Origin of the sequence: Caulobacter segnis, assembly GCF_023935105.1 — a bacterium.
Taxonomy (GTDB): domain Bacteria; phylum Pseudomonadota; class Alphaproteobacteria; order Caulobacterales; family Caulobacteraceae; genus Caulobacter; species Caulobacter segnis_B.
Map to the genome: position 1 here is coordinate 5217851 of NZ_CP096040.1, position 14515 is coordinate 5232365.

The 14515-nt window shown below is 67.7% G+C and carries 15 protein-coding genes; 11 read left to right on the forward strand and 4 right to left on the reverse strand.

Annotated elements, in window-relative coordinates:
* Window positions 1–125 precede the first annotated feature (125 nt).
* On the reverse strand, window positions 126–1256 hold the full coding sequence (locus MZV50_RS24180; protein WP_252631889.1) for a CobW family GTP-binding protein: 1131 nt from the start codon (window positions 1254–1256) through the stop codon (window positions 126–128).
* Between the two features lie 48 nt (window positions 1257–1304).
* On the reverse strand, window positions 1305–1934 hold the full coding sequence (locus tag MZV50_RS24185) for a hypothetical protein (protein ID WP_252631890.1): 630 nt from the start codon (window positions 1932–1934) through the stop codon (window positions 1305–1307).
* Between the two features lie 204 nt (window positions 1935–2138).
* On the opposite strand from MZV50_RS24185, the gene rplU reads away from it, so the two are divergent.
* The 3 genes from rplU to MZV50_RS24200 all read left to right on the forward strand — a co-directional run bounded on the left by rplU (window position 2139) and on the right by MZV50_RS24200 (window position 3749).
* The gene (gene rplU, locus MZV50_RS24190; RefSeq protein WP_252631891.1) at window positions 2139–2711 is read left to right on the forward strand and encodes a 50S ribosomal protein L21; all 573 of its coding nucleotides are present in this window, start codon (window positions 2139–2141) and stop codon (window positions 2709–2711) included.
* A 30-nt stretch (window positions 2712–2741) separates the two neighbouring features.
* Complete coding sequence (gene rpmA / locus MZV50_RS24195) at window positions 2742–3011, forward strand: 50S ribosomal protein L27 (RefSeq protein ID WP_252631892.1); 270 nt, start codon at window positions 2742–2744, stop codon at window positions 3009–3011.
* A 204-nt stretch (window positions 3012–3215) separates the two neighbouring features.
* Window positions 3216–3749, forward strand: coding sequence for a GNAT family N-acetyltransferase (locus MZV50_RS24200; protein ID WP_252631893.1), 534 nt, complete (start codon window positions 3216–3218; stop codon window positions 3747–3749).
* A gap of 129 nt (window positions 3750–3878) precedes the next feature.
* On the opposite strand, the gene MZV50_RS24205 is transcribed toward MZV50_RS24200, so the two are convergent.
* Complete coding sequence (locus tag MZV50_RS24205) at window positions 3879–4916, reverse strand: hypothetical protein (protein ID WP_436792192.1); 1038 nt, start codon at window positions 4914–4916, stop codon at window positions 3879–3881.
* Between the two features lie 137 nt (window positions 4917–5053).
* On the opposite strand from MZV50_RS24205, the gene obgE reads away from it, so the two are divergent.
* The 8 genes from obgE to MZV50_RS24245 all read left to right on the forward strand — a co-directional run bounded on the left by obgE (window position 5054) and on the right by MZV50_RS24245 (window position 13608).
* Window positions 5054–6118: a GTPase ObgE gene (gene obgE, locus MZV50_RS24210; protein WP_252631895.1), complete on the forward strand. Its 1065-nt coding sequence runs from the start codon at window positions 5054–5056 to the stop codon at window positions 6116–6118.
* Entirely contained in the window at window positions 6115–7245 is a 1131-nt protein-coding gene (gene proB / locus MZV50_RS24215) for a glutamate 5-kinase (RefSeq protein WP_252631896.1), read from the forward strand. The genes obgE and proB overlap by 4 nt, the downstream gene beginning before the upstream one ends.
* A 16-nt stretch (window positions 7246–7261) precedes the next feature.
* Complete coding sequence (locus MZV50_RS24220) at window positions 7262–8797, forward strand: UbiD family decarboxylase (RefSeq protein ID WP_252631897.1); 1536 nt, start codon at window positions 7262–7264, stop codon at window positions 8795–8797.
* 7 nt (window positions 8798–8804) lie between these two features.
* On the forward strand, window positions 8805–10619 hold the full coding sequence (locus MZV50_RS24225) for a M14 family metallopeptidase (protein ID WP_252635309.1): 1815 nt from the start codon (window positions 8805–8807) through the stop codon (window positions 10617–10619).
* Between the two features lie 187 nt (window positions 10620–10806).
* Window positions 10807–11208, forward strand: a complete 402-nt coding sequence (locus MZV50_RS24230) for an MAPEG family protein (protein WP_252631898.1) — start codon at window positions 10807–10809, stop codon at window positions 11206–11208.
* 38 nt (window positions 11209–11246) lie between these two features.
* Window positions 11247–12578: a TldD/PmbA family protein gene (locus MZV50_RS24235; RefSeq protein WP_252631899.1), complete on the forward strand. Its 1332-nt coding sequence runs from the start codon at window positions 11247–11249 to the stop codon at window positions 12576–12578.
* Complete coding sequence (locus tag MZV50_RS24240; RefSeq protein ID WP_252631900.1) at window positions 12575–13354, forward strand: 3'(2'),5'-bisphosphate nucleotidase CysQ; 780 nt, start codon at window positions 12575–12577, stop codon at window positions 13352–13354. The genes MZV50_RS24235 and MZV50_RS24240 overlap by 4 nt, the downstream gene beginning before the upstream one ends.
* Window positions 13355–13374: 20 nt before the next feature.
* Window positions 13375–13608 carry a DUF4170 domain-containing protein gene (locus tag MZV50_RS24245; RefSeq protein ID WP_252631901.1) on the forward strand — a complete coding sequence of 78 codons (234 nt, stop codon included), beginning with the start codon at window positions 13375–13377 and terminating at the stop codon, window positions 13606–13608.
* A gap of 131 nt (window positions 13609–13739) precedes the next feature.
* Here the strand turns inward: MZV50_RS24245 and MZV50_RS24250 are convergent, their stop codons facing one another.
* A complete protein-coding gene (locus MZV50_RS24250) occupies window positions 13740–14405 on the reverse strand; it encodes a tyrosine-protein phosphatase (RefSeq protein WP_252631902.1) in 666 nt (221 codons plus the stop codon).
* Window positions 14406–14515 lie beyond the last annotated feature (110 nt).

Below are 14515 nucleotides of genomic sequence, written 5' to 3' on the forward strand. Positions count from 1 at the left end.
TCAATCCTCTCCCCGTGGGAGAGGTGTCGGCTCGAAGAGACGACGGAGAGGGAAGTAGCCGGCTCGACTGGACTTCCCCCTCCGGTCCTTCGGACCACCTCCCCCTCTTGGGGGAGGATTGCTCCTTACGCCGCCGTGGCCTCGAAGCCCTTGCGCAGTTCGGCCTCGTCCAGGTCGCGGCCGATGAACACCATGCGGCTGTAGCGCTTGTCCTTATCGGTCCACTCGCGCTGGAAGTCGCCTTCCAGGATCATGTGCACGGCCTGGAAGACGAGGCGCTTGTTCTCGCCCTTCACGTCGATGATGCCCTTGGCGCGCAGGATGTCGGGGCCGCGCTTGGCCAGCAGGTCATTGAGCCAGGCGGTGATCTTCTGGCCGTCGACCGGCTTGTCCAGCGTCAGGGAGATGCCCTTCACGCCGTCATCGTGGATGGCGCTGGCGTGGCTGTGCCCATGGTGGTCGTGACCGCAATGCTCGTCGTGCACGTGGTCGTGGTCATGATCGTGGTGATGATGGCCATGGTCGTGGTGATCGTGGCCGCAGTGCTCGTCATGCACATGTCCCGCCTCGCCGTGGGCGGGATTCAGGAACGCCGGCTCCAGCTCGGTGATCCGCTCCAGGTCGAAGCTGTGCTTGCCGAGGATCGCCTCCAGCGGAACGTTGGAGCGCTGGGCGCGATGGATCGGGGCCAGCGGGTTGATCCGGCGGATGCGGGCCTCGACGTGGCGCAGGTCGTCTTCCGACACCAGGTCGGTCTTGTTCAGCACGATCTGGTCGGCGAAGGCGATCTGCTCGACGGCCTCCTTGCTGTCGCCCAGCCGCAACATGATGTGCTTGGCGTCAACGACGGCGGTGACTGAATCGAGAGCCGTGCGGGCCTTGACGTCCTCGTCGACGAAGAAGGTCTGGGCCACCGGGCCCGGATCGGCCAGGCCCGTGGTCTCGACCACGATGGCGTCGAAGCCGCCCTTTCGTTTCATCAGGCCCTGCAAGACGCGGATCAGGTCGCCACGCACCGTGCAGCAGACGCAGCCGTTGTTCATCTCGAACACTTCCTCGTCGGCCCCGACCACCAGGTCGTTGTCGATGCCGACCTCGCCGAACTCGTTGACGATCACGGCGTAGCGCTTGCCGTGCTCCTCGGTGAGGATGCGGTTCAGCAATGTGGTCTTGCCGGCGCCGAGATAGCCGGTCAGCACGGTGACGGGGATCTTGCTGGAAGCGGCGGGCGCGGCCGGGGAGGTGTCTTGGGTCATGGAGCGCTATTTAGGCGCTCGCCCCGCCAAACAAAAGCGGCGGACCGACTACAGCTCGAGGAAAGCCACCCCGATGCCCATGGCGATCAGGGCCAAGCCCAGGATGGTCGACTCGTAGCGGGCGATACGCTCCAGCCCCAGATGCTTGACGCCGGCCAGGCTCAGCGTCGTGAACAGCAGCATGCCGCCGGCCGTGGCGGCCATCAGCACGGCGCTGAGCGCGGCGAAACCGGTCCAGCCATGCTTCACCCCGGCCAGGTAGATCGGCAGGAAGGCCTCGCAGGGCGACAGGGTCAGCAGCACCACCAGCGCGATGATCGCCGCGCGGTCCGAGGCGTAGCGGCGGGTCGAAACCTGGCCTTCGCCATGGTCGTGACGACCGCGCCATAGATAGAAGAGCCCCAGGCCCATCATCAGAGCCCCGACCACCCAGCCGAACAGGTCGCCCATTCGCGGCTGCACGGCCAGGCCCGCGCCGACCAGGACGAGGCCCAGCAGGATGGTGAACGCCACATGCCCCAGGCCTGCCAGGAAGGTCACGCCCAGGGTCTTGCCCGCCGACCAGTGCTGACCGCGCCCGACCAGGACGAAGGGCAGCCAATGCGTCGGCAGGGCCGCGTGCAGGAAGGCGACCGTAAAGCCGGTGATGGCGATGGGAGCGAGAAGCGTCGGGTTCACAGGAAGGCATATAGCGTGTTATAAAATAACACACCAGAGACTTCATAAGGTCTATTCGCGCTTAAGGGCGGCGATCGCCAGAATCCGCCTTCACGGCGTTGACTCTCGGCCTTCTGGCTGTATAAGTCGCGCCCTCTTCGCCCGCCGGGTTTCCGAGCGGGCGTTCCCTATTTTGCGAACGCACGTTTTTAAGGCGCTAAACCTATGTACGCGGTGATCAAAACCGGCGGCAAGCAGTACCGGGTTCAAGCCGGCGACCTGCTGGTTGTCGAAAAGCTCGAAGGTGAACCCGGCGCTGCCGTGGCCTTTGGCGAAGTCCTGATGCTTGGCGAAGGCGAGGCCGTGACGGTCGGCGCCCCCACCGTGGACGGCGCTGTCGTCTCCGGCACCCTCATCGAAACCCGCAAGGGTGAGAAGGTGAAGATCTTCAAGAAGATCCGTCGCCAGGGCTACCGCCGCACCCGCGGTCACCGCCAGCTGGAAACCGTCGTGCGCGTCACGTCGGTCGCCGGCGCCGGCAAGGAAGCCAAGTGGGAAGGGTCGATCGACCTGACCCCGAAGGTCATCCTGGACGCCCGCGCTCGCGGTCTCGGCGACGCCGCCGTGCCGTTCTCGGTTCCGGCCGCCGTTGAAGCGACCCCGGTCGTGAAGAAGGCCACGAAGGCTAGCCCGGTTGTGAAGGCCGAAGTCGTCGAGCACGCCGACGCCGTCGCCGAAGCCCCGAAGAAGAAGGCTGCCCCTAAGAAGGCCGCCAAGAAGGAAGACGGCGAAGCCTAAGGCGACGCCCCCAGAGGATAGGAGAGCAAGATGGCTCACAAAAAATCTGGCGGTTCGTCCAGCAACGGCCGCGACTCAGAGTCGAAGCGCCTTGGCGTGAAGAAGTTCGGCGGCGAGAAGGTTCTCGCCGGCAACATCCTCGTGCGTCAACGCGGCACCAAGTTCTATCCGGGCGCCGGCGTCGGCATCGGTAAGGACCACACCCTCTTCGCGCTCGTCCAAGGCGCTGTTGGCTTCGTGACCAAGAAGCACAACCGCACCTACGTGACGGTGACGCCGGCCGCTCAACCGGCCGAGTAAGCACGAACCAGAGTTTCTTCGGATCGTGCTTCTCAAACAGAAGACGATCCGGACAGACGATCTCTAGCGGGGAGTCCGGAACGCCGGGCTCCCCGCTTTTGTTTTGTCTCGCCGCCCCTGGAAACCGAAGTCTGAAACAAACTTCGCCATGGCGGCGTCACGGTCCCACAGCAAAGAGGGCCGGAAGAACTCTGGGAGGCGCCGATGTGCGTCATCGAAGAAAGACCCGTCATCGAGACCCAGCGGCTGACGCTGCGCGTGCCGGCCGAGGCCGACGCCGAACGCGTGGCGGCCTTCTGCGCCGATCATGACGTGGCGCGCATGACCACGCGCATGCCCTGGCCCTACAGCCGCGCCCATGCGCAGGACTTCGTGGCCCGCTGCGGGACCCAGGATCGGTCGCGTGACAACACCTTCGCCATCGAACTGGCCGACGAGGGCCTGGTCGGGACCATCGGCATGTTCACCACCGCCGAGGGCCAGATCGAGCTGGGCTACTGGATCGGCCGTCCCTACTGGGGCCGCGGCTATGCCAGCGAGGCGACCAGGGCGGCGCTGGACTGGGCCCGATCGGCCTGGCGCAAGCGCTATGTCGTCGCTGGCCACTTCGCCGACAACGACGCCTCGGGCCGGGTGCTGGTCAAGGCCGGCTTCCTCTATACCGGCGTCGTCGAGCACAAGCCCTCGATCGCCCGGGGCGAGCCGGCGGCGACGCGGATGATGGTGTGGCTGGCGTAAGGTCTCACGCTCCTCCCTCTCTGGGGGAGGTGGCCCAGAGGGCCGGAGGGGGCAGCTCGGCGTAGGCCGGCGACGCCCCCTCAGTCGGCTCTGCCGACAGCTCCCCCGAAAGGGGAGCAGATTCTTTCCTTAAGCCGCTCGGTGGGTGTGGATCACCTTCTGCGGGCCTTCACGGAAGCGCTTCTCGGCGACGGTGATCCGCTCGCACAGGGCGTCGAGGTCCGACAGCAACGAGTAGGTCGCGTAGATGGGAATTTCCATCAGCGCCACTTGGGCCCGCGGCATGAACTCCGTGTATTTCTTCCAGGACACGTGGCTGTCGCGAGCCGCCATGGCCCGCTGGCCCAGCGGATTCCACAGGTCCAGGTCCATCAGCTCGTCGCGGCACTGCTTCATGACCGGCAGGGCGATGTAGAGGAACAGGAACGTCGGGGTGGCGGCGCGGGCGAACTGCGGCTGCACCTGCAGGTGCCAGATGCGGTAGGCCTCGAAGAAGCCCGCCTTGCGGGCCGGATCCGGCGGCAGCCAGGTGGCGCTCTCGTTGATCAGCTCGTTGACCACGCCCGAACGCTTGACCAGCTCGTCGGCGCTGGTGCCGGCCGGCATGGTCTTGGACAGGGCCGCGACCGGGATGGCCAGCTTCTTGGCGACGTCAGTATAGGCGACCTGCTTGCCGGCCATCGGCGTCCACTGGCCGAACGACGGCGCGCCCGGCGTACCGGCGCGCTTCACCGCGGCGGTCTTGTGCATGATCAGCTGTTCTTCGCGCTGCTTCTCGGCGCGCAGGCGATCGAACTCGGCCTCGTGGGCGGCCTGCTCCTCGGCCGTCATCCAGCGCGCGCGGCCCGGACCGTAGGTGCGTTCGAAGCGGTTCAGCAGAACCAGGCTGTGATCGGTGGACGGCTTGGTCCCCACCTCGGCGAGGAACGTCTTGAACTCGCGCCACTGCGGCGCGACGCCGGTGCCGCGTCCGATCAAGATGTTGCGGTGCGTCGAGGCTTCGGCGCTATACTTACGGTGAAGCTCTTGCGTCGACAGATCGCTAAGATCCTTCGCCAGCACCGCCTTTCCGTCGTCTTCCGTCGCCAAGGTCAGCCTCCCACTCCGTCGAAGATGAAACGACGGTTTTGCTGCCAAGACACTTTGTCGCACTAGGTGTTTTAACATTTCGTCACGACGCCGAACCACGGTCACGCTTTTTCGACGCCGCCCCCAGTGACGCAACGTCACAGGCGGCGAGGCTCGAAATCGCCGCGAGGGCCTTTTGGCTCGACGCGCGGGACGCCTTGGGACAAAAGAGCCCCATGAAATTCTTGGACCAATGCAAGATCTACATCCGCTCCGGCAACGGCGGCGGTGGATCGGTGTCGTTCCGCCGCGAGAAGTACATCGAGTACGGCGGCCCGGACGGCGGCGACGGCGGTCGCGGCGGCGACGTGTGGATCGAGGCCGTCGAAGGCCTCAACACCCTGATCGACTATCGCTACCAGCAGCACTTCAAGGCCGGCACGGGCGTGCACGGCATGGGCCGCGCGCGTCACGGCGCCGCCGGCGAGGACGTCCTCCTGAAGGTGCCCGTCGGCACCGAGGTGCTGGAAGAGGACAAGGAGACCCTGATCGCCGACCTCGACCACGCGGGCGCGCGCCTGCTGCTGGCCAAGGGCGGCAACGGCGGCTGGGGCAATCTGCACTTCAAGGGCCCGGTCAACCAGGCGCCAAAGTACGCCAATCCCGGCCAGGAAGGCGAAGAGCGCTGGATCTGGCTGCGGCTGAAGCTGATCGCCGACGTCGGCCTGGTGGGGCTGCCCAACGCGGGCAAGTCGACCTTCCTGGCCGCCGCCAGCGCCGCCAAGCCCAAGATCGCCGACTATCCGTTCACCACCCTGACCCCGAACCTGGGCGTCGTGGACCTGTCCAGCAGCGAGCGCTTCGTGCTGGCCGACATCCCCGGCCTGATCGAGGGCGCGTCGGAAGGCGCGGGTCTGGGCACCCGCTTCCTGGGTCACGTCGAGCGCTCGGCCACCCTGATCCACCTGATCGACGCCACCCAGGACGACGTCGCCGGCGCCTACGAGACGATCCGGGGCGAGCTGGAAGCCTATGGCGACGAGCTAGCCGACAAGGCCGAGATCCTGGCCCTGAACAAGATCGACGCCCTCGACGAGGAGACCCTCGCCGAGAAGATCGCCGAACTGGAAGCCGTCTCCGGGATCAAGCCGCGCCTGGTCTCCGGCGTCTCTGGCCAGGGCGTCACCGAACTACTGCGCGCCGCCTACCGGCAGGTGCGCATCCGTCGCGGCGACCTCGAGGACGAGATCGACGAGGACGAAGACCACGTCGACGAGACCCCCGGGGGCTGGACGCCGTGAGCCAGGCTGCCGGGGCTTTCTCGGGGGCCCGCCGCATCGTGTTCAAGGTCGGCTCGGCCCTGCTGGTCGACGCCGAGACGGGCAGCGCCAACCGCGCCTGGCTGGAGGCCTTCTGCGCCGACGCCGCCGCCCTGCGCGCGGCCGGCAAGCAGGTGCTGGTGGTCTCGTCGGGCGCGGTCGCCCTGGGCCGCCGGCGACTGGGCCTCACCGGCCGCAAGACCACCCTGCCGGAAAAGCAGGCCTCCGCCGCCGCCGGCCAGAGCCTGCTCATGCATGCCTGGGAACAGGCTTTCGCGCCGCACGACATCGGCGTCGCCCAGATCCTGCTGACCCGCGACGACACCGAGATGCGTCGCCGCTGGCTGAACGCCCGCGCCACCACCGAGACCCTGATGGGCCTGGGCGTGGTGCCCGTGGTCAACGAGAACGACACGGTCGTCACCGAAGAGATCCGCTACGGCGACAACGACCGCCTGGCCGCCCGCGTGGCCCAGATGGCCGGCGCCGATCTCTTGGTGCTGCTCTCGGATATCGACGGCCTCTACACCGCCGATCCGCGCAAGAACCCCCAGGCCCAGCACATCCCGCTGGTCTCGGAGATCACGCCCGAGATCGCCGGCATGGCCGAGGGCGCCAACGCCGCGGCAGGCGTCGGCACCGGCGGCATGGCCACCAAGATCGCCGCCGCCCGCATCGCCCGCGCCGCCGGCTGCGCCACCCTGATCACCCTGGGCTCGCGCCCCCGCCCGCTGACCGCCATCGCCGACGGCGAGAAGGCTACCCTGATCGAGGCCGGGGCGTCGCCCGCCGCCGCCTACAAGGCCTGGATCGCCGGCTCGCTGGCGCCCCAAGGCTGGGTGACGATCGACGCCGGCGCCGCCAAGGCCCTGGCGTCCGGCAAGAGCCTGCTGTCGGCCGGCGTCCGCGCCATCGAGGGCCCGTTCGACAAGGGCGACGCCGTCCGCGTCCGCGACGAGACCGGCCGCGAGGTCGCGCGCGGCATCGTCCGCTATGACAGCGCCGACGCCCAGCGCATCGCCGGCCTGCGCTCAGACGCCATCGAGGCCGAGCTGGGCTTCACCGAAGGCCCGATGATCCACGCCGACGACCTGGCGGTCGCCAACTAGTCCCGAGAGTCCCCCAATGGCCTACCGTTCCCTCCGCGAATTCATCGACGTGCTGGAGGCCAAGGGCGAGCTGGTCCGGGTCAAGGAGCCCGTCTCCAGCGTGCTGGAGATGACGGAAATCCAGACCCGCCTGCTGGCGACCGGCGGTCCGGCGGTGCTGTTCGAGCATGTGCTACTGCCCGACGGCAGCCGTTCGGAGATGCCCGCGCTCGCCAACCTGTTCGGCACCGTCAAGCGCGTGGCCATGGGCGTCACCCTCGGCGGCGAGCCGCGCGAGACGGCGGGCGAGCTGCGCGAGGTCGGGGAACTGCTGGCCTTCCTGCGCCAGCCCCAGCCGCCCAAGGGCATCAAGGACGCCCTCGACATGCTGCCCCTGGCCAAGACGGTCATGAGCATGCGCCCCGGAACGGTGAAGAAGGCCCCGGTGCAGGAGGTCGTCCTGACCGGCGACCAGATCGATCTCACCAAGCTGCCGGTCCAGACCTGCTGGCCGGGCGAGCCCGCGCCGCTGATCACCTGGCCCCTCGTGGTGACCAAGGGTCCGGGCAAGGACCGTGAGGACGACTTCAATCTCGGCATCTATCGGATGCAGGTCCTCTCGAAGGACAAGTGCATCATGCGCTGGCTGGCCCATCGCGGCGGGGCCCAGCACTACGCCCGCCACAAGAAGGCCGGCAACAAGGAGCCCCTGCCGGCCTGCGCCGTGCTGGGCGCGGATCCCGGCACCATCCTGGCCGCCGTGACGCCGGTGCCCGACACCCTGAGCGAATACCAGTTCGCCGGCCTGCTGCGCGGAGCCAAGGTCGATCTCGTCCCGGCCAAGACCGTGCCGCTGATGGTCCCGGCCCACGCCGAGATCGTCATCGAGGGCCACGTCCTGCTGGACGAGTTCGAGGACGAGGGTCCCTACGGCGACCACACCGGCTACTACAACAGCGTCGAGAAGTTCCCGGTCTTCCAGGTGACGGCGATCACCATGCGCAAGGACCCGATCTATCTGACCACCTTCACCGGCCGTCCGCCAGACGAGCCCTCGGTTCTGGGCGAGGCGCTGAACGAGGTCTTCATCCCGCTGATCCGCCAGCAATTCCCCGAGATCGTCGACTTCTGGCTGCCGCCCGAGGGCTGCAGCTACCGCATCGCCGTGGTGTCGATGAAGAAGGCCTATCCCGGCCACGCCAAACGCGTGATGCTGGGGGTGTGGAGCTATCTGCGCCAGTTCATGTACACCAAGTGGGTGATCGTCGTGGACCACGACATCAACGCCCGCGACTGGAAGGACGTGATGTGGGCGATCAGCACCAAGACGGACCCGGCGCGGGACATCACGGTGATCGAGCACACGCCCATCGACTATCTGGACTTCGCCAGCCCCGAGAGCGGCCTAGGCTCCAAGATCGGCCTCGACGCCACCGACAAATGGCCGCCCGAGACCAAGCGCGAATGGGGCCAGGAGATCCGCATGGACCAGGCCGTGGTCGACACGGTCAGCGAGAAGTGGTCGCGCCTGGGCCTGCCGGGGGATGGCGCGCCGATCTGGAAGAAGCCCTAAGGTGCGCATCCTCACCCTGGCGGCCCTGGCCGTCGCCCTGACAGCGAGTACCAGCATGGCCCAGACCAAAGCTCCCTGGGACGAAGCCTTCCTGCCGCCGGCCCCGCATTGGCAGGGCGCCAGTCAGGCGCTGATCCGCGACAAGGCCGATCCGTGGGTGACGCCGTTCGAGGCCGACGCCGAGCATGACTTCTCGCCGACCTATGTCGACACCCGCGCCTGGTTCGATCGGCTGGACAAGGCGTCCAAGCTGATCCGCGTCGAGGACTTCGGCGTGTCGCCGCAGGGCCGCGCGATCTTTGCGGTCATCGCCAGCAAGGACGGCGACAAGCTGGACCCGAAGAAGCCGCTCCTCTTGGTCCAGTGCGGCATCCATCCCGGCGAGATCGACGGCAAGGACGCCGGCATGATGCTGCTGCGGGACATGGCCTTTCACGGCAAGGACGGGCTGCTGGACAAGGTCAACCTGGTCCTGATCCCGATCCTGTCGGTCGATGGCCACGAGCGCTCGGGCCCCTATTCGCGCCCCAACCAGCGCGGGCCGCGCATCCAGGGCTGGCGCAACACTGCGACCAACCAGAACCTGAACCGCGACTTCATGAAGCTGGACCAGCCGGAGATGCAGGCGCTGAAGCGCCTGCAGGCCAAGTACAAGGCCGATCTCTATGTCGACGTCCACGTGACCGACGGCATGGACTACCAGTACGACGTCACCTACGGCTTCAACGGCGAGAACGGCGTCTGGAACCGCTCGCCGGCCATCGCCCAGTGGCTGGACGACGTCCTCAAGCCGACCATGAACAAGGGCCTGGAGGCCGAAGGCCACATTCCCGGCGAGCTGGTGTTCGGCGTCGATGAGCACGACCCGAAGAAGGGCCTGTCGGACGGCGGCCTGGGCGAGCGGTTCTCGAACGGCTGGGGCGCGGCGGCCCACGTCCCGACCATCCTGATCGAAAACCATAGCCTCAAGCCCCACGCCCAGCGCGTGCTGGGCACCTATATCTTCATCGAGACGGCCCTGAAGCTCCTGGCCGACAAGGGCGGCGACCTGCGCGCGGCGATCGCCGCCGACAGCGCCCTGCGTCCGGCCGAGGTGCTGGCCAATTTCGCCTCGGACGACAAGCCGGCCTACATCCGCGACTTCAAGGGCATCAAGTACGAGACCTACGACAGCCCCGCCTCGGGCCGGAAGGAAGTGCGCTGGCTGGGCGAGGCCGATCCGGAGCTCTGGAAGGTCCCGTTCTACGGCTCGCATTCGACGCTGAGCCTGAAGCGTCCGGTCGCCTACTACGTGCCCAGCTACCGCGCCGACCTGATCGAGCGGCTGAAGCTGCATGGCGTGACGCTGGAGACCCTGCCGGCCGACAAGACCGTCCAGGTCGAAATGATCCGCCTGGTCGATCCCAAGCTGGCGACCCGCGCCAACGAGGGGCACGTCCAGATCAGCGTCGACAAGGTCACGACCCAGACCCGCGCCTGGACCTTCCCCAAGGGCTCGGTCCGCGTGCCGACCGACCAGCCGCTGGGCGACCTGGTGGTGCTGTTGCTGGAGCCGCAGTCCAGCGAGAGCTTCTTCGCCTGGGGCATGATCCCCGAGGTGCTGAGCCGCGTCGAATATATCGAGCCCTACGCCATCGCCCCGCTGGCCGAGAAGATGCTGGCGACCGATCCGACGCTGAAGGCGCAGTTCGAGGCCAAGCTGGCCGCCGAGCCGAAGTTCGCCGCCGATCCGGACGCGCGCCTGGCCTGGTTCTACGAGCGCACGCCGTTCTACGACGACCACTACCTGCTGTACCCGATCGCCAGAGAAGTCGCGCGATAGGCGGCCTGACTTGCCGACCTTGGGCGGAAGGCCTCATATGACCGCCTTCGCGCTCGGAGCCTGCCCGCGCGAAGCGCGGATGAGCAGGCTCCGCACTATACATTCTGAGCGCGATGACCGACGAAATCGGCATCCGCTTTCGTCGGTCATCGCGCTCGGGGGCGGGCGGCGTACTAGGGTTTGAGTGATGGATACGATCGTTTCCGGCCATGCCGCGGCGCTTTGGGCCGGGCTGCACCTTTTTCTGTTGCTGATCCTGTCGGCGCTGGTCGTGCGTCTGCGCCAGAAACACAAGGTCGCCCTGGGCGACGAGGGCATTCCGGAGCTGGCCCGCGCCATCCGCGCCTTCGGCAACGCCTCGGAATACATCCCGACCGGCATCGCCGCCCTGGCCGTGCTGGCGGTCGCCGGCGCCGCGCCGCTGGCCATCCATGTCGTCGGCTTCGTGCTGTTCGCCGGCCGGGTCGCCCACGCCGTCGGCCTGTCCAACAGCGGCGGCGCCTCGATCCCGCGCGCGGTCGGCATGGTCGCCACCTGGCTGGCCTATGTGTTCGCGGGCGTGGCCCTGCTGCTGTCAGCCATCGGCTAATGCTTGCCCCTGCGGGGGCCGGTCGTCCATAAGACCGCATGGACGATAATCTGCTGCATGACGTGGTCGCCGCCGCGCGCAAGGCCGGGGCGGACGCCGCCGAAGCCGTCTTCGCCGAGCGCCAATCCCTCTCCGTCTCCGTTCGCCTGGGCGAGCTGGAAGAGGTCGAGCGCGAAGAGGCCCGCGATCTGGGCCTGCGCGTCTTCATCGGCCAGCGTAGCGCCACCGTTTCCGGCTCGGACATCTCGGCCGAGGCGCGCGCCAAGCTGATCGAGCGCGCCGTGGCCATGGCCCGCCTGGCGCCGGAAGACCCCTATGCCAGCCTCGCGCCGCGGGAGCGTCTGGCCAGAGGCCCGTTCCCCGACCTCGATCTGATCGACGCCTACGAGCCCTCGGCCGAAACGCTGGAGACCCAGGCCCGCCAGGCCGAGGAACATGCCCGCGCGGTCAAGGGCGTGACCAATTCCGACGGCGGCTCGGCCACCTGGAGCTCGTCGGCCTGGGCGCTGGCCACCAGCGACGGCTTCCACGGGACCCACGCCGCCACCGGCCACTCGATCTCGGCCTCGGCCATCGCCGGCGAGGGCGCGGGCATGGAGCGCGGCGGCGAAGGCCGCTCGACCCGCCACTTCGGCGACCTGCCGGCCGCCGGCGACATCGGCATGGAGGCCGGCCGCCAGGCGGTGGCCCGCCTCAACCCGCGCAAGATCGCCTCGACCACCGCCCCGGTGATCTTCGAGAACCGCCTGGCCATGAGCTTGATCGGCCCGCTGCTGGGCGCGATCTCCGGCCCGTCGATCGCCCGGGGCACCTCGTTCCTGAAGGACAAGCTGGGCCAGCCGATCTTCGCGCGCGGCGTCAACCTGCTGGAAGACCCGCACCGCGTGCGTGGCCTGGGCTCGGCCCCGTTCGACGACGAGGGCGTGGCGACGGAAGCGCGCGCCCTGATCGACGACGGCGTGCTGACCACTTGGCTGCTGAACACCTCGTCCGCCAGGCAACTGGGCCTGGTCACCACCGGCCACGCCTCGCGCGGCCTGGCCGGCCCCTCCGGCGTCTCGACCCACAACCTGACGCTCCAGCCGGGCGAGAAGGACCTTCAGGGCCTGATGAAGGACGCCGGGACGGGCCTGGTGGTCACCTCGATGTTCGGCCCCTCGCTGAACGGCAACACCGGCGACTGGTCGGTCGGCTGCTCGGGCTACTGGTTCGAGAACGGCGAAAGCACCGGCCCGGTCACCGAGATCACCGTGGCCGGCAACCTGATCGACATCTACGCCCGCCTCGTTCCTGGCTCCGACCTGCAGTTCCGGGGCGCCAGCAACAGTCCGTCGATCCTGGTCGACGCCCTGGCGATCGCGGGCAAATGAACGACCTGGACCTGATCCTCGAAGCCGCCAAGGAGGCCGGGGCGCTGGCGCTCTCGGCCCGTGAACGCGGCCTCAAGATCTGGTCCAAGGAGGGCGGCTCGCCCGTCACCGACGCCGATCTGGCCGTCGACACCCTGCTGAGGACGCAGCTGCGGGCGGCGCGGCCCGACTATGGCTGGCTGTCGGAAGAGACCGCCGACGATCCGGCGCGGCTGTCCACCGCCCGTCAGTTTGTCGTCGACCCGATCGACGGCACCGTGGCCTTCATGAAGAGCAAGCCGTGGTTCGCGGTCTCGATCGCGATCGTCGAAGACGGTCAGCCCGTCGCGGGCGTCGTCCACGCCCCGGCGCTGGACGAGACCTACGCCGCCACGCTGCACGGGCCCGCCCTGCTGAACGGCGCCCCGATCGCGCCCAGCGCGACGGACCAGCTGTTCGGCGCGGCGATGCTGGGCGACGCCAAGATGTTCGCCCACCCGGCTTGGCGCGAACCCTGGCCGGACATGCGGATCGAAAGCCGCAACTCCATCGCCTATCGCATGTGCCTGGTGGCCGCCGGGACCTTCGACGCGGCCATCGCCCTGTCGCCCAAGAGCGAGTGGGACGTGGCCGCCGCCGACCTGATCTGCCGCCGGGCCGGGGCCGCGCTCAGCGACCACAAGGGCCGCGACTTCGCCTATAATCGCCCCGTTCCGCAGGTTCCGAGCCTGGTTTGCGCCAATAAGGCGCTTCATCCATTGATCCTGTCACGCGTCGGGCATATCGAGCTGCCATAAAACCAATTCCTCGCAGGAACTTGCTCCAAATGGCTGACAAGCAGCTTCTTCATATCGTCATCGGTGGTGAACTGAAGGACGTCTCGGGCGCCGAATTCCGCGACCTCGACAAGGTCGAGTTCGTGGGCGCCTTCCCGAACTACGATGCGGCTCACAAGGCCTGGAAGGCCAAGGCCCAGGCCACCGTCGACAACGCCCACGCGCGGTATTTCATCATCCACGCCCACAAGCTGCTGGATCCGAGCGCGGACTGAAGGTTGCAGGGGGCCGGGTCACTGGCCCCCACCTGACCGCTTCGCGGTCGTCCGCCCCCAGAGGGGGCGGAAGGTAATCCTTCTTCCCCCTCTGGGGGCGGAGCGCGAAGCGCGGAGGGGGCAAGTATCCCCTACTCCCGCCGCAGCACCTTGTCCGTCAGCACCTTGCCCAGCATCCCGGCCCGGAAGGTCTTCTTCATCGCGACGGGATCGTACTCGTCGCTCTCGACCCATTCGCTGAACGTCAGCCCCTTGGGTTCGCCGACCTCCAGATATTGCTCGAACACGTAGTCCAGCACGCCGGTGTTGCCGTGCTTGATGTGCAGGTAGCGCGGGCCCAGCTGCTGCATAGCCTCGCGGATCGGCAGGCCCAGGCGGTAGTGGGCGTAGAAGACGCTCATGATCCCCGCCCGATCCGCGCCCGACTTGCAGTGCATCAGGGCCGGATATTCGATGCTGTCGAACAGCGCCTTGGCGCCGCGCACCCGCTCGCGGATCGGCACCTCGCGCGAGGTGATGGTGAAGTCGACGAAGTTCAAACCCAGGCGCTGACAGGCGTCCTTCTCGAGCGCGTAGAAGCTGCCGTCGAAGCCGCCGCGCAGGTTCACGATCGTCTTGATCCCCTGCTTCTTCCACCAGGCCAGCTGGAACGGCCAGGGCTGGTTGGCGCGAACCATCTCGGGACTGATCCAGTGGGCGTTCGAGAAGCCCAGGCGCAGATAGGCGTGGTCGTTCCACAGATAGTGGAGATAGGTCTTGAACCGGCCCCAGGGCGTGGTGAGGTCGAACTTGGCCAAGCGGGCGCGATCCTTCGATGACGAAGCCTAATTAGGCGCCACGGCCCTGTAATGCAAAAGCCACAGAGCCGCACCCCCGCCGCAATGACCCGCCATTGCCGAGCTTGACA

Excerpts from the sequence above, each read along its gene's own strand:
- MZV50_RS24180 (WP_252631889.1), bottom strand. The coding sequence starts at position 1,256 with ATGACCCAAGACACCTCCCCGGCCGCGCCCGCCGCTTCCAGCAAGATC.
- rplU (WP_252631891.1), top strand. The coding sequence starts at position 2,139 with ATGTACGCGGTGATCAAAACCGGCGGCAAGCAGTACCGGGTTCAAGCC.
- rpmA (WP_252631892.1), top strand. The coding sequence starts at position 2,742 with ATGGCTCACAAAAAATCTGGCGGTTCGTCCAGCAACGGCCGCGACTCA.
- MZV50_RS24200 (WP_252631893.1), top strand. The coding sequence starts at position 3,216 with ATGTGCGTCATCGAAGAAAGACCCGTCATCGAGACCCAGCGGCTGACG.
- MZV50_RS24205 (WP_436792192.1), bottom strand. The coding sequence starts at position 4,916 with ATGTTAAAACACCTAGTGCGACAAAGTGTCTTGGCAGCAAAACCGTCG.
- obgE (WP_252631895.1), top strand. The coding sequence starts at position 5,054 with ATGAAATTCTTGGACCAATGCAAGATCTACATCCGCTCCGGCAACGGC.
- MZV50_RS24220 (WP_252631897.1), top strand. The coding sequence starts at position 7,262 with ATGGCCTACCGTTCCCTCCGCGAATTCATCGACGTGCTGGAGGCCAAG.
- MZV50_RS24230 (WP_252631898.1), top strand. The coding sequence starts at position 10,807 with ATGGATACGATCGTTTCCGGCCATGCCGCGGCGCTTTGGGCCGGGCTG.
- MZV50_RS24235 (WP_252631899.1), top strand. The coding sequence starts at position 11,247 with ATGGACGATAATCTGCTGCATGACGTGGTCGCCGCCGCGCGCAAGGCC.
- MZV50_RS24240 (WP_252631900.1), top strand. The coding sequence starts at position 12,575 with ATGAACGACCTGGACCTGATCCTCGAAGCCGCCAAGGAGGCCGGGGCG.